General features: G+C 70.1%; 14 protein-coding genes and 1 pseudogene. 9 read left to right on the forward strand and 6 right to left on the reverse strand.

Annotated elements, in window-relative coordinates:
• Positions 1-76 precede the first annotated feature (76 nt).
• A complete protein-coding gene (locus HCA58_RS05630) occupies positions 77-706 on the forward strand; it encodes a VTT domain-containing protein (protein ID WP_169596702.1) in 630 nt (209 codons plus the stop codon).
• Here HCA58_RS05630 and HCA58_RS05635 read toward each other — a convergent pair.
• Positions 624-1,346, reverse strand: coding sequence for a TetR/AcrR family transcriptional regulator (locus HCA58_RS05635; protein WP_346775882.1), 723 nt, complete (start codon positions 1,344-1,346; stop codon positions 624-626). The genes HCA58_RS05630 and HCA58_RS05635 overlap by 83 nt on opposite strands.
• A 67-nt stretch (positions 1,347-1,413) precedes the next feature.
• Between HCA58_RS05635 and HCA58_RS05640 the strand changes: the two genes are divergently transcribed.
• The 4 genes and pseudogenes from HCA58_RS05640 to HCA58_RS05650 all read left to right on the forward strand — a co-directional run bounded on the left by HCA58_RS05640 (position 1,414) and on the right by HCA58_RS05650 (position 3,750).
• Positions 1,414-1,866 carry an SCP2 sterol-binding domain-containing protein gene (locus tag HCA58_RS05640; protein ID WP_169596704.1) on the forward strand — a complete coding sequence of 151 codons (453 nt, stop codon included), beginning with the start codon at positions 1,414-1,416 and terminating at the stop codon, positions 1,864-1,866.
• 1 nt (position 1,867) lies between these two features.
• A complete protein-coding gene (locus HCA58_RS23345; protein WP_240955559.1) occupies positions 1,868-1,978 on the forward strand; it encodes an acyl-CoA dehydrogenase family protein in 111 nt (36 codons plus the stop codon).
• A gap of 3 nt (positions 1,979-1,981) precedes the next feature.
• A pseudogene (locus HCA58_RS05645) lies at positions 1,982-2,173 on the forward strand (acyl-CoA dehydrogenase family protein); the annotation flags it as partial.
• A gap of 20 nt (positions 2,174-2,193) precedes the next feature.
• Positions 2,194-3,750: an AMP-binding protein gene (locus tag HCA58_RS05650; protein ID WP_169596705.1), complete on the forward strand. Its 1,557-nt coding sequence runs from the start codon at positions 2,194-2,196 to the stop codon at positions 3,748-3,750.
• A 185-nt stretch (positions 3,751-3,935) separates the two neighbouring features.
• Here the strand turns inward: HCA58_RS05650 and purD are convergent, their stop codons facing one another.
• Positions 3,936-5,186, reverse strand: coding sequence for a phosphoribosylamine--glycine ligase (gene purD, locus HCA58_RS05655; protein WP_169596706.1), 1,251 nt, complete (start codon positions 5,184-5,186; stop codon positions 3,936-3,938).
• A 101-nt stretch (positions 5,187-5,287) separates the two neighbouring features.
• Complete coding sequence (locus HCA58_RS05660) at positions 5,288-6,577, reverse strand: adenylosuccinate synthase (protein WP_169596707.1); 1,290 nt, start codon at positions 6,575-6,577, stop codon at positions 5,288-5,290.
• Between the two features lie 125 nt (positions 6,578-6,702).
• Between HCA58_RS05660 and HCA58_RS05665 the strand changes: the two genes are divergently transcribed.
• Positions 6,703-7,701, forward strand: a complete 999-nt coding sequence (locus HCA58_RS05665; protein WP_169596708.1) for a hypothetical protein — start codon at positions 6,703-6,705, stop codon at positions 7,699-7,701.
• Between the two features lie 76 nt (positions 7,702-7,777).
• Positions 7,778-9,418 carry a chromosome partitioning protein gene (locus tag HCA58_RS05670; RefSeq protein WP_169596709.1) on the forward strand — a complete coding sequence of 547 codons (1,641 nt, stop codon included), beginning with the start codon at positions 7,778-7,780 and terminating at the stop codon, positions 9,416-9,418.
• Positions 9,419-9,478: 60 nt separating this feature from the next.
• Here the strand turns inward: HCA58_RS05670 and HCA58_RS05675 are convergent, their stop codons facing one another.
• The 3 genes from HCA58_RS05675 to HCA58_RS05685 form a co-directional block, all read right to left on the reverse strand.
• A complete protein-coding gene (locus HCA58_RS05675) occupies positions 9,479-9,907 on the reverse strand; it encodes a DUF3151 domain-containing protein (protein WP_169596710.1) in 429 nt (142 codons plus the stop codon).
• Positions 9,908-10,082: 175 nt separating this feature from the next.
• Positions 10,083-11,228: a class II fructose-bisphosphate aldolase gene (fbaA, locus tag HCA58_RS05680; RefSeq protein ID WP_346775893.1), complete on the reverse strand. Its 1,146-nt coding sequence runs from the start codon at positions 11,226-11,228 to the stop codon at positions 10,083-10,085.
• Between the two features lie 36 nt (positions 11,229-11,264).
• The gene (locus tag HCA58_RS05685) at positions 11,265-11,648 is read right to left on the reverse strand and encodes a phage holin family protein (RefSeq protein WP_169596712.1); all 384 of its coding nucleotides are present in this window, start codon (positions 11,646-11,648) and stop codon (positions 11,265-11,267) included.
• 166 nt (positions 11,649-11,814) lie between these two features.
• Here HCA58_RS05685 and HCA58_RS05690 point away from each other — a divergent pair, with 166 nt between their 5' ends.
• Positions 11,815-12,027: a hypothetical protein gene (locus HCA58_RS05690; protein ID WP_169596713.1), complete on the forward strand. Its 213-nt coding sequence runs from the start codon at positions 11,815-11,817 to the stop codon at positions 12,025-12,027.
• Positions 12,028-12,296: 269 nt separating this feature from the next.
• The gene (locus HCA58_RS05695; protein ID WP_205807731.1) at positions 12,297-13,232 is read left to right on the forward strand and encodes a DUF368 domain-containing protein; all 936 of its coding nucleotides are present in this window, start codon (positions 12,297-12,299) and stop codon (positions 13,230-13,232) included.
• The last annotated feature ends 23 nt before the right edge of the window (positions 13,233-13,255 follow it).

Raw genomic sequence — 13,255 nt, forward strand, 5'->3', positions numbered from 1 at the left:
GCGGAAGGGCACCCCGTTTACGCCTCGTGTGGAGGAAGGGCCCCCTCCGCACAGCTGGTGGCCTGAGCATGGACCCATGGAGGCCGCCTTCGACCTGCTCCGACACACGCTCACCTCGCCGTGGGTGTACCTGCTGCTGCTCGGGCTCACCGCGGTTGACGCGATCTTCCCGCTGGTGCCGGCCGAGGCGGCGGTCATCACGGTCACGGTGCTGGCCACCGGAGGTGAGCCGAACGTGATGCTGGTGGTCGTGGCCGCCATGTTCGGCGCCGTCATCGGCGACCACGTCTCGTACGCGATCGGGCGCGGCGGCGGGGCAGGACGGCTGGACCGGTCTCCGAGAGACAGTCGACGGCGGGCCGGCTCACAGTGGGCCCGTCGGGCGGTGGAGCGGCGGGGCGGCCTGATCCTCACCGCTGCCCGTTACGTCCCCGGTGGGCGGACGGCGGTGACCTTGGCGATGGGAGCGGTCCGCTATCCGCTACGGGCGTTCCTGCTCTACGACCTGATCGGTGCCGCCTCCTGGTCGTTGTACTGCGTGCTGTTGGGTGCCGTCGGCGGGCTGTCCTACGAAAGCGATCCGCTGCGCGGGATCCTGACCGGGATCGGCCTGTCGCTGGCAGTCACGGCGTCACTGGAGGTGGCCCGCCGGATGCGGCGCCGCGCTCGGCGCCGGGCCCCGGTGTCGTCCGATGCCGACGGGTAGCGGGCATCCCGGCCGGGCGCCAGGTCACGCCGTGCAGCAGTTGGCCGGCGCCGAGCCAGGCGACGTTCATCATCTGCGTGGCGGTCTTCTCCGGGTCGGCTTCCGGATGGTCGGCGAGCCAGTCGGCAAGTGACTCGCTCGCGCCGACGAGCGCGTACGCGACGACCTCCAGTTCGGTGTCCGCCACTTGGCGCCCTTCGGCGCGCAGCGCGTGGTTGAGCATCCCGGCGACCACCTCCACCAGCCGGGCGCGCATCACCGTCAGCTCACGTGCCAGTGACTGTTCGGCCCGGGCTTGACGGTAGAGCACTGCCCAGCCGTCCCGGTGCGCGCCGACGAAGCCGAGGAAGGCTCGCAATCCGCGCCAGAGTCGTTCGTCGGCGGGCAGGTCGGGGGCGGCGGCCCCGGCGATCGCCTCCATCATCCGGGTGCCCTCGCGGTGCAGGCAGGCGACGAATAGTTCTTCTTTGGTGCCGAGGTACGCGTACACCATGGGTTTGGATATGCCGGCCGCCTCGGCGATCTCGTCCATGCTGGCGCTGTGGTAGCCGCGTCGGGAGAAGATCCGCACTGCGGAGTCGAGCATCTGCTGCTGCCGTACGGCGCGTGGAAGGCGCTTGAAGGCGGGACCGGTGGACACCTTGCGAGCATACCTACTCGTGCGTAATGTTACGCATGAGTAGCCATTGTCCGAGAGGTGTTTTTCCATGACTGACTTCGATCCGGCCAACTTCGCCAACGTCGGCCCGAAGGAGTTCGCCCAGCTCGTCAAGAACACTCCGGAGAGCAAGCTGTCCGAGGTGATGTCGGGTGATCTGCGCGGCAAGATCCTCGACGAGGTCTTCGGGCGGATGCCGCAGCTGTTCCGTGCCGACCGGGCCGGCTCCACGAACGCGGTCATCCACTGGAACATCACCGGCGCTCCGGACGGCGGCACCGACACCTACGAGGTTGTCATCGCCGACGGCACCTGCACGGTCAACGGGACCCCGCAGCACGAGCCCCGGCTGAGCCTGACCCTGCCCCCGGTCGAGTTCCTCAAGGTCATCTCCGGCGGCACGAACCCGGTCATGATGTTCATGACCGGCAAGCTCAAGGCCAAGGGTGACCTGGGCCTGGCCGCCAACATCGCGAACCTCTTCGACATCCCCAAGGCCTGAGATGGCGAAGTTCTCGCTCGACCTGAACGAGGAACAGCGGGATCTACGCGACTGGGTGCACGGCTTCGCCCGCGAGGTCGTGCGCCCAGCCGCCGCCGAATGGGTACGGTGACGGTCGATGGCCAAGCTCAAGGCCGGCGAGGTGACCGAAACGGCGGTCCAGTCGCTCGGTGGCGCCGGTTTCCTGCGCGACCACCCGGTCGAGCACTGGAACCGCGATACCAAGATTCTCACCATCTTCGAGGGCCCCCCGGAGATGCAGCGGCTGGTCATCTCCCGGGCGGTCGCCGGGATGCAGATCCGCTGACCGCCAGGAGGTACGCGGGCATGGACCTGCCGTTCATCGTCACCACGCTGACCCGGCGTGGGCTACTCGCCCCGGGCCGCCCGATACGGGTCGCATCCCAGCTCAGCGCGCTACGCAGGTGGGGTTGGAGCATCGCCGGAGAGCTACGCCAGGCGGCGGCCAGAGACCCGGGCCGGGCCGCGATCATCGACGACCAGGGCACCGAGCTGACGTACGCCGAACTGCTCGACCGGTCCATGCGACTGGCTCGTGCGCTGCGCGCCGCGCTCGGCGTCCAGGCCGGCGACCGGGTCGCCGTACTCGGCCGAAACCACCCGGGGTTGATCGAGACCATAGTCGCCGCCACGCTGCTGGGCGCCGACGCCGTGCTCGTGAACACCGGGCTCTCCCCGGCGCAACTGGCCACGGTGGCTCAGGAGCAGCGGCTGCGGGTCCTGGTGCACGACGACGAATTCACCGAACAGACCATCGGGTTGCCGGCGGACCTGCACCGCCTCGGTGAGCAGGCCCGCAACGAACTGATCGACAACGCCCTCCCCGGCGAACTGCACCCGCCCGGGCGGGACGGCCGGATCATCGTGCTCACCTCCGGCACCACCGGTACGCCCAAGGGCGCCCGACGGCCCACACCGAACGGTTTCGGCCCGCTGGTGTCCATCATCGACCGGATTCCGCTGCACGTACGGGACCGGGTGCTGATCGCCGCCCCGATCTTCCACACCTGGGGGTTCGCCGCCCTACAGGTCTGCTTCGCCCTCCGGGCCACGATCGTGCTGCACCGACGCTTCGACCCGAGCGCCACCCTGGAAGCCCTCACCCGGCACCGGTGTCAGGCGTTGTTCGCGGTGCCGGTGATGCTGCAACGCCTGACGGAGGAGCCGGTGCCGGAGCACCGACCGCCGCTGAAGGTGGTCGCGGTGAGTGGCTCGGCGCTGCCCGGCGGCTTGCCGGCGACGTTCATGGACGCCTACGGAGACGTCCTCTACAACCTGTACGGCTCGACCGAGACGTCCTGGGCCTCCATCGCCACCCCGGCCGACCTGCGCCGGGCACCCACCACAGCGGGCAGACCACCGCACGGCACCCGGCTGGAGATCGTCGACGACGACGGTCGGCCGGTGCCCGGTGGTCGCGTCGGGCGCATCATGGTCGGCAACGAGATGCTGTTCGAGGGCTACACCTCCGGCCCTGACCGGCACGGCGACCTGCTCGACACCGGCGACCTGGGTCGGATAAACCCCGACGGGCTGCTCTTCGTGGACGGCCGCGCCGACGACATGATCGTCTCCGGTGGTGAGAACGTCTTCCCCGCCGAGGTGGAACAGTTGCTCACCCAGCTCCCCCAGGTACGCGAAGCCGCCGTCATCGGCGTACCCGATCCCGACTACGGCCAGCGGCTCGCCGCCTTCATCGCCCTGTGTCCCGGCGAGACCCTCGACGCCGAGGCGGTCCGTGAGTACGTCCGGCACTACCTGGCCCGCTTCTCGGTGCCCCGCTACGTCGTGTTCGTCAAGTACCTGCCCCGTAACGCCACCGGCAAGGTCCTCGCCCGCGAACTACGCCGCTACTACGGCTGACGCGTCATCGAGTGCCACGGCTTGCGGCTAACCGCGACGTCCCATCGGCGGGAAGGGCCTACTTGCCGCAAGCCGTGCGTCTGACCAGGGGGAATCGGCCTGGCGTACGTCCGGCCGGGCGGCGTCGCCCAGGACGGTGGCTCAGTCGAGGTTGGATCGGTGAGGGGCGTTCCGCCGGGCTCCGGTCAGACCGGGAGGGTGATCCGGCCGTCGACCGCGGCAGCGGCGATGTCCCGGCGATGGTGCGAGCCGGGCAGCGTGATGCCGCGTACCACCTGGTATGCGGCATCACGGGCGGCGGCGAGGTCCGGGCCGGTGGCCGTACCACAAAGGACCCGACCGCCCGCGGAGAGCAGGGCACCGTCGGTGGGCCGACGGACGGTACCCGCGTGGATCACGCCAGGCTGCTCCCCCCCGCTGATCACGCCGCCGGTACGCGGCCCCGCAGGGTAACCCTCGGCCGCGACCACCACCGTCACCGCGGCACCGTCACGCCACCGCAGCGGTGGATGGTTGGCAAGCGAACCGGTGGCAGCGGCGTGCAGGAGCCCACCCAGCGGAGTCTCCAGCAGCGCGAGCACCACCTGGGTTTCGGGGTCGCCGAAGCGGGCGTTGAACTCGATGACCCGGGGACCGTCGGCGGTGATCGCCAGACCGACGTAGAGCAGACCGGAGAAGGGCGTGCCCCGGCGCCGCATCTCGCTGAGCGTGGGATGCACCACGTCCCGCACGACGTCGTCCACCAGACCGGTCGGTGCCCACGGCAGCGGCGCGTACGCCCCCATGCCACCGGTGTTGGGGCCGCTGTCGCCGTCACCGACCCGCTTGAAGTCCTGCGCCGGCAGGAGCGGCACAGCCGTCTCACCGTCGGTCACCACGAACAGCGACACCTCGGGACCAGCGAGGTATTCCTCGATCACCACCCGGCCACAGTCGCGCGCGTGCGCCTCGGCGGCGGTGCGGTCGTCGGTGACCACCACCCCCTTGCCGGCGGCGAGCCCGTCGTTCTTCACCACGTACGGTGGGTCGAACAGGTCCAGTGCGGCGGCCGTGCCCGCCTCGTCGGTGCAGGTGTACGCCCGTGCGGTGGGAACACCGGCGGCAGTCATGACCTCCTTGGCGAAGGTCTTGGATCCCTCCAGCCGGGCCGCCGCGGCCGACGGCCCGAAGACCGCTATGCCCTTGGCTCGTACCGCGTCGGCCACCCCGGCGACAAGTGGCGCCTCCGGGCCGATCACGACCAGGTCGGCGGTCACCTCGACGGCGAGCCCCGCCACCGCCGCCGGATCGACCAGATCGACCGACCGCAGCTCCGCCACCCCCGCGATTCCCGGGTTACCGGGTGCCGCGATCAGCGCCTCGACCGAAGGATCATCGGCCAACCTCAGCGCGAGCGCATGCTCCCGCCCTCCACCACCAAGCAAAAGTACCCGCACGCCGAGTCATCCTACCGACCCCGCCGCGAACCTCGTTGATCATGAAGCCGTCGCGTCACGACAGGCGGCACCGCTGCCTGAACCGATCCTCTCTCGATGGGTCAGGGGAGCAGAGGCTGACGGGTCACGTTCTCCTCCCGGCCGGGGCCCACACCGACGACGCTGACGCGGGTTCCGCAGAGTTGCTCGATGCGGGCGATGTAGCGCCTGGCGTTCTCGGGTAGATCGTCCTCGGTCCTCGCCTTGGTGATGTCCTCCCACCAGCCGTCGTGCTCCTCGTAGACCGGGACGGCATGGTGGAAGTCGGTCTGGGACATCGGCATGTCGTCGACCCGCTTGCCGTTGATCTCGTAGCCGACGCAGATCGGGACGGTCGGCAGGCCAGTGAGCACGTCCAGCTTGGTGATCACCAGGTCCGTGACGCCGTTCAGGCGGCAGGCGTACCGGGCGACGACCGCGTCGAACCAGCCGCACCGGCGTTCCCGACCGGTGGTGGTGCCGTACTCGTGGCCGACCTTTCGCAGGTGCTGACCGTTGTCGTCGAACAGTTCGGTGGGGAACGGCCCAGACCCAACCCGCGTGGTGTACGCCTTACTCACCGCGATCACCCTCGTGATCGCGGTCGGCGGGATGCCGGCACCCACACACGCCCCGCCGGCCGTCGGGTTGGACGAGGTGACGAAGGGATAGGTGCCGTGGTCCATGTCGAGCATGGTCGCCTGGGCGCCCTCCAGCAGCACGGTGTCGCCGCGGTCCAGTGCGTCCCACAGCATCGCCCGGGTCTCGGCGATGTACGGCCGTAGCCGCTCGGCGTACTCGAGATACTCCTCGATCGTGGCATCGACGTCGATCGCCTTGCGGTTGTAGACCTTGAACAGCACCTGGTTCTTCTCGCGCAACGCGAGTTCCAGCTTTTTGCGTAGAATGCCCGGGTCGAGCAGATCCTGCACGCGGATGCCCATCCGGGCCACCTTGTCGCCGTAGGCGGGACCGATACCCCGGCCGGTGGTGCCGATCCGCGAGCTACCCAGGTACCGCTCGACCACCCGGTCCAGCGCCCGGTGGTGCGGCATGATCAGGTGCGCGTCGCCGGAGATCCGTAGCCGGGACACGTCGACACCCCGCTCGGCCAGGCCGTCGATCTCGGTGAGCAGTACCTTCGGGTCGACCACCACACCGTTGCCGATCACGATCACGGCGTTCGGGGAGAGCGCACCCGACGGCATCAGGTGCAGCGCGTACTTCTGGCCGTCCGGGGTGATCACCGTGTGACCGGCGTTGTTGCCGCCCGAGTAGCGGACGACGTAGTCGACCCGCTCACCCAGCTGGTCGGTAACCTTGCCCTTGCCCTCGTCGCCCCACTGAGCGCCGATGAGCACGATCGCTGGCATCTTCTCGCCTCCATAAGGCTCGGGTGCCAGGTGGCGACCGGTCAGCGAGCCCGGGGTGTCAGGCTAACAAGTAGTGACGGCACGGCCGGCAGGGGTCGCGTCGAGAACAGCAGGAGGAGCTACCCGTGTACGACGTGGTGCTGCTCACCCTCGACTCGGAGCGGGACGCACCGGGTGCCGGGTGTGGCAGCGGCGGAGCCTGCTGCGGTGGTCGCACCGAAGCCGCCAAGGATCGGAAGGAACGCTGCGAGACACCGCGCGTACCGGTGCTGGCCTGCTCTGACGCATTGACTGCCAGGGGTGCGCGAGTCGAGACGGTCACCGCCCGGTCGGACGCGGAGATCGACGAGGTGCTGGCACGACTGGACGGCCCACCACGCCCTGACGGCCTCACCTGGCCGGACCCGGACACCAAGACCCGGCTCGTGGTCGCCGTGACTGGTGACGCGCAGTTGCGCGCCGTACTCCGCCGCATGGTCCGGCGGTACGCGCCACCGCCCAGTCGTCGCCCGACGGACCTCGCCGGCAACCGCACGGTACCGGACCTGCCACCGGTCGGCGTACTGCCACTCGACCCCTCCCGGGGCCCGACGCACCGCGACCTCGCCGCGCAGCTCGGGTTGGCCCGCGATCCGGCGGCGGTGGCCGCCGTGGTGCTCGACGGCTCGCCACGCCGGCTCGATCTACTGCGCCACGACGGTGGATCGGTGACCCTAGACGGTGCGCTGATCGGTGCCGCCGACGACGACGGCATCCCGCTGCCGTGGCGCGGTCGGGTGGAGGTCGACGACATCGTGCTGTGCAACGGCGACGAACCGCTTCTCGCCTGCGCGATCGGGAATGCGGGCGGTTACGCCCGGCTCGACGACGTGACGCTGCTGGCCGGGCCCGACCCGACCGACGGGCTGGTCGAGGTGGCGGTGGCCGTACCGGTGGTCACCCGGTCGCGGCTCGGTCGGCACCGGGTCCGCCTGGAGGTCCGGCGGGCCCGAGGCCGGGCCGCGTCGGTGCTACCCCGGGACGACAGCGCGCTGCCGTACCTGGACGACGGCGTGACGGGACGGTTGACGCGTAAGCGGTCCTGGTGGACCGAGCCGGGCGCCTGGGCGGTCTGGGCGGACTGACCTGCGCCGGCCGGTGCATCGCAGGCCAGTACCGGCCGGTGGGCCTATCCTCGTCGGGAGGAATGGGGAGGACACCGTGGTGGACGACAACGCCGACCGGGTGCACGTGCCCGGCCAGCATGGCTTGCCCGAACGGGACATCGAACCACTCTGGCCACCGGAACAGATCGACGGCCTCGGTGCGCCCACCTGGGGTGCACCGCCGTCACCCGCGGACTATCCGTCGTTGACCAACGGTGCGCCGACCGCCACCGGCTGGGAGCCGCCGCCCCCGCCCGAGCCCAGCCAGGTCGACCTTGATCTGCCCTTCAGCCGGGACAATTCCACCGCACCCGCACCCACCCGTGCCGCCGGGCCGGCCGACCCGGGTCCCCAGGGTCCTGCGGACGATTCGGTGCGCCGCGCCGACACCCGTGCAGACGACGATGCGGCTTCGGCAGCAGGCCCACCACGGACGGCGCCGGTGGCCCGGTCGCAGCCGGAATCGCCGTGGGCGCACCCGCCGCAGCGGCACGGATCCGATCCGGCCCCGGCAGCCGGGACCTCGACCGGCGTGCCCCGCCGGACCTGGTCCGAACCCGCCCAACCGCTACCACCGATTCCGCAGCCGCCGACGCCCCTGCGGTCCGGCCCGCCCCCCTTCGGCGCGCCGCTGACGCCGCAGCACGGCAGCGCCCCCGTACCGCAACCTGGTAGTGCCCGGCCGGGACGGCCACCCGCTTCCGGTATGCCGCCCGCACCACCGGTGTCGTCGGCCTACCCGGAGCCGGCCTGGGACCCACGCGCCGGTGCCGCGCCCACCGCCGAGGATTTCGCCCGCCGACGACAGGTGCGCCCCGCCGACCCGGTCGCGACGACCGGGCTCCGAGCCGTGGTCAACAAGACGGGCTTGGTGAAGCTCCCTCCCGGGCGGCACGAGCTGGAACGCAAACGGGAAATCGAGATGGTGCGCCGCAACTTCGGTGGGCTGCGGCAGGTGACCGTGGTCAACCCGAAGGGTGGCGCGGGTAAGACCGTCGCCATCCTGCTGCTCGCGATGACCTTCGGCCAGAATCGCGGCGGATACGTACTGGCCTGGGACAACAACGAGACCCAGGGCACCCTCGGCATGCGGGCCCAGCAGGACTTCCATTCACGTACGGTGCGGGACCTGCTGCGGGATCTCAGCCAGTTCCAGGGAGCGCAGGGTCGGGTCGGTGACCTGTCCCAGTACGTCCGCTCGCAGGGCGAGGGGATGTTCGACGTGCTCGCCTCCGACGAGTCGGCCACCGGTGGTGAGATGCTCACCGCCGCCGCCTTCGGCGAGATCCGCGAGGTGGTCAGCCGGTTCTACAAGTTGATCTTCGTGGACACCGGGAACAACGTCCGGGCACAGAACTGGCAGGCAGCCATGGACGCCACCGACCAACTGGTGGTCACCATGTCCGCCCGCAACGACTCGGCGGAGACGGCCGCCCGGATGCTCGATCATCTTGAGCAGAGCGGACGGCACCGGCTGGTCCGGCAGGCGGTCACCGTCGTCTCCATGCCGCCGTCACGCAAGGAGATCGACCTACCTGCGATCCAGGAACACTTCGCCGCCCGTACCAGGGGTGTGCTGCTGGCGCCCTACGAGCGGCTCATCGACACCGGCGAGCCGCTGCGCTACGCGCATCTGTCGTCGGCCACCCGGGACGCGTGGCTCAGGATCGCCGCAGCGGTAGCCGAGGGCCTGTAGCGACGAAGGATCGCGGTGCCGCCGGCCCGGGCGTACCCGGGCCGGCGGCAGCACACCACATCAGTTGCTGGCCAGCGCGTCGGCGGCGGCCGGATCGCAGTCACGGAGAAACTGGGCGCAGCGAGCCGCCTCGTCCGCCTCGGCGATCGCGTCCGCTGCCCGGGACAGCACGTAGAGACAGCGCAGGAAGCCACGGTTCGGCTCGTGCGACCACGGCACCGGGCCGTGCCCCTTCCAACCGCTGCGCCTCAGCTGGTCCAGGCCCCGGTGATAGCCGGTCCGGGCGAACGCGTACGCCGACACGACCTGGCCCTGCGCGAACGCCCGGGCGGCAAGTGCCGCCCATGCCGCGCTGTGGGTCGGGAACCGGGCCGCCACCTCGGCGAACGCCTCGTCGCTGCCGGCCTGGTCGGCTGCGGCCAACGCGGAGTCGGCCTCGGTGTGCGCGGGCAGGAGCGTGGCGGGCGGCTCAGGTAGGAGGTTCTGCATCGCCTCATTCAACCCGCTTCGTGTGGTCGTTCGCGAGCGGGTCCGGCGTGCCGCTCGGCTGAACAGCCGAGAAGCCGGTCACGCCCGCGGCCCGTTGGCGTCGTCGGGGGTCGAGGTGAAAAGTGGCGGCCGGCCCCGGAGCGGGGCCGGCCGCCGTCCACACGACGTCAGAACGTCACTTGGTCATCGTGGTGCCGGTGGAGCGCAGGTGCTCGCACGCCTCGGTGACGCGGGTGGCCATGCCGGCCTCGGCGGCCTTGCCCCACACCCGAGGGTCGTACATCTTCTTGTTGCCGACCTCGCCGTCGACCTTCAGTACGCCGTCGTAGTTGCGGAGCATGTGGTCCGCCGCCGGGCGGGTGAAGGCGTACTGGGTGTCGGTGTCGATGTTCATCTTCACCACGCCGTAGTCCAGCGCCTCGCGAATCTCCGACAGCAGCGAGCCGGAACCGCCGTGGAAGACCAGGCTGAGGGGCTTCTCCTTGCCGTGCTTGGCGCCCACCGCCTCCTGGATCTGGTTGAGGATCTCCGGGCGGAGCTTGACGTTGCCCGGCTTGTAGACGCCGTGCACGTTGCCGAAGGTCAGCGCCGCCATGTAGCGGCCCTTCTCACCAAGACCGAGCGCCTCGACCATCGCCAGTCCATCCTCGACGGTGGTGTAGAGCTTGTCGTTGATGGCGTTCTCGACGCCGTCCTCCTCTCCACCGACGACACCGACCTCGATCTCCAGGACGATCTTGCCCTTGGCCGCCTCGTCGAGCAGCTGGGCCGCGATCTCCAGGTTCTCCGCCACCGGCACCGCCGAGCCGTCCCACATGTGCGACTGGTACAGCGGCTCCTGACCGGCCTTGACCCGTTCCTGAGAGATGGCCATCAGCGGCCGGACGAACTTGTCCAGCTTGTCCTTCGGGCAGTGGTCGGTGTGCAGGGCGATGTTGACCGGGTACTTCTTGGCCACCTCGTGCGCGTACGCGGCGAACGCCACCGCGCCGGTGACCATGTCCTTGACCGAGGGGCCGGAGAGGTACTCCGCACCGCCCGTGGAGACCTGGATGATGCCGTCGCTCTCCGCGTCGGCGAAGCCTTTGAGCGCCGCGTTGAGCGTCTGCGAGGACGTCACGTTGATTGCCGGGTACGCATACCGGCCGGCCTTGGCGCGGTCCAGCATCTCGGCGTAAGCCTCGGGGGAAGCGATGGGCATTCGAACGCTCCTTACTTGCCGCTGTCGGCCGTACGGCCGCTGTTCTCCGTAGGGGCCCGGCCGTGCGGCCGCCTCTTCTACCTTGGTGCGCCGGACCGCGCTGTCCTCCGCGGGCAGTATCCCGTAGCGGCACCGGACCGGCGCAACCGGGCCGGCTCACCGCCGGTCCGTCGGATCCGGTACCGCGACGCTGATCAGCCAGGTGACCACCGCCATCACGATGGCCCCCCAGAAGGCCGCCCAGAACCCGTCCACCTGGAACGGCAGTTCGAGCGCTTGGGCGATCCGGTCGGTCAACAGGAACAACAGGGCGTTGACCACGAGGGCGAACAGGCCGAGGGTGAGCAGGTAGAAGACACAACCCACGACCCTGATGACCGGTTTGAGTACCGCGTTGATCAATCCGAAGATCAACGCGACTATGAGCAGTGTGAACGCCGTGTCGTACCCGGTGCGACCGGTCACCTCGACTCCCGGCACGACCAGCGTGGTGATCCACAGCGCGATGGCGGTCGCCGCCAGCCGGATGAGGAAACCCACGGCACCATCCTGACACCGGCGACAGTCCCCGGTGGGTCGATTCGGCCGACTCGGCCGCGGCGGCGGCGTACCCTCGACGGCTCGGCGAACGGCGGTTGCCAGCATGCCGGCGGTCCAGCCCGTACGGTGGATGGGTACCCGACCGCCGACGACCCGGAGGCATCGAATGAGCCAACCCGGCGAAGACTTCGCCCCCGGCGACCACCTCAGCCCGGAGGAACGCGACCCGGAAGCCGAGCCGGCCGACGCCGTCGAGCAGGCGACCGTGGTCGATCCGAGCCAGCTGGATGTCGAGCCGCACCGCGGCCTGGAGGTCGACGACTGGGACGCCATGGAGCAGGCCCGCGTGGTCGGTGCCGACGAGGACGACTACCGCTGATCGACCTCCCGGTCGGATTCAGCCCCGGTACGGCCGGCATGTCGTCCACGCAGCCGAACGGCAGCACAGGTGCCCCGCCGACCACCGTCGGCGGGGCACCTGCCTCCGGCACGGATTGGTGTTCGTGATCCTGACCTGCGAATCGGAGGTGGCCGATGCATGGCACCGACCTGGCCGGGCCGACGACGGCGGCCCCGGTAGCCTGATCCACCGTGGCGAACGCCACAGGGGCCTGCGATCGATCGAGCGCTTCACGGAACGGAATCTTCATGGCATTGGGTGAACGGGTAGGCCATGTCCTGCGCGGCGCGGCCATCGGCGTGGCCGAGGCCGTGCCCGGGGTCAGCGGCGGGACGATCGCGCTGGTGACCGGCGTCTACGAGCGGGTCATTGCGTCCGCCGGGCATCTGGTGAACACGGTGCGGTACGCGGTGGCCGATGTCCCGCGCGGGCGCGGTTGGACGCGGGCGGGGCACCAGTTGCGGCAGGTGCACTGGGAGGTGGTGATTCCGCTGCTGGTCGGCATGCTGCCCGGCCTGCTGATCGCGGCGAAGTTGCTCGAACCGTTGCTGGCCGACCATCCGGAGCAGACCAGAGGGCTCTTCCTCGGGCTGGTCCTCGCCTCGGTGCTGGTGCCGATCTCGATGGTCGGCAAGCCGTGGCGGGGGCCGGAGGTGGTCGCCCTGGTCGTCGCCGCGGTGGCCGCGTTCGTGTTGACCGGTCTGCCCCAGGCCACCATCGAGCCACATCCACTTGTCGTGCTTGTCGCCGCGGCGGTCGCGGTCTGCGCTCTGGTGCTACCCGGGGTCTCCGGGTCGTTTCTGCTACTCACGGTCGGCCTGTACGAGCCGACGATCAGCGCCGTGAACGACCGCGACTTCGGCTACCTGGCGGTTTTCGCGACCGGCATGGTCATCGGCCTGGCGCTCTTCGTCAAGCTGCTTCAGTGGCTGCTTGAGCAGCACCGTCGGATGACTCTGGCGGTGATGGCCGGCGTCATCCTGGGCAGCCTGCGCGCCCTGTGGCCGTGGCAGTCCGACGACCGCAGCCTGCACGCGCCGGGAGACCACGTGCCGTCCATTGTGGCGCTTTTCCTGATCGGCGTCGCCGTAGTCGCGGCAATGATCATCGCCGAGCGTCGCCGGCTACGCAGGGCAGCCCGGGACCTCACCGAGGAGGCGTACGAGACGCCGCCCGTCCGCTGACAGTCAACCGCTTGGTGGCTGCC

Source organism: Micromonospora sp. HNM0581 (assembly GCF_012726175.1).
Lineage (GTDB): Bacteria > Actinomycetota > Actinomycetes > Mycobacteriales > Micromonosporaceae > Micromonospora.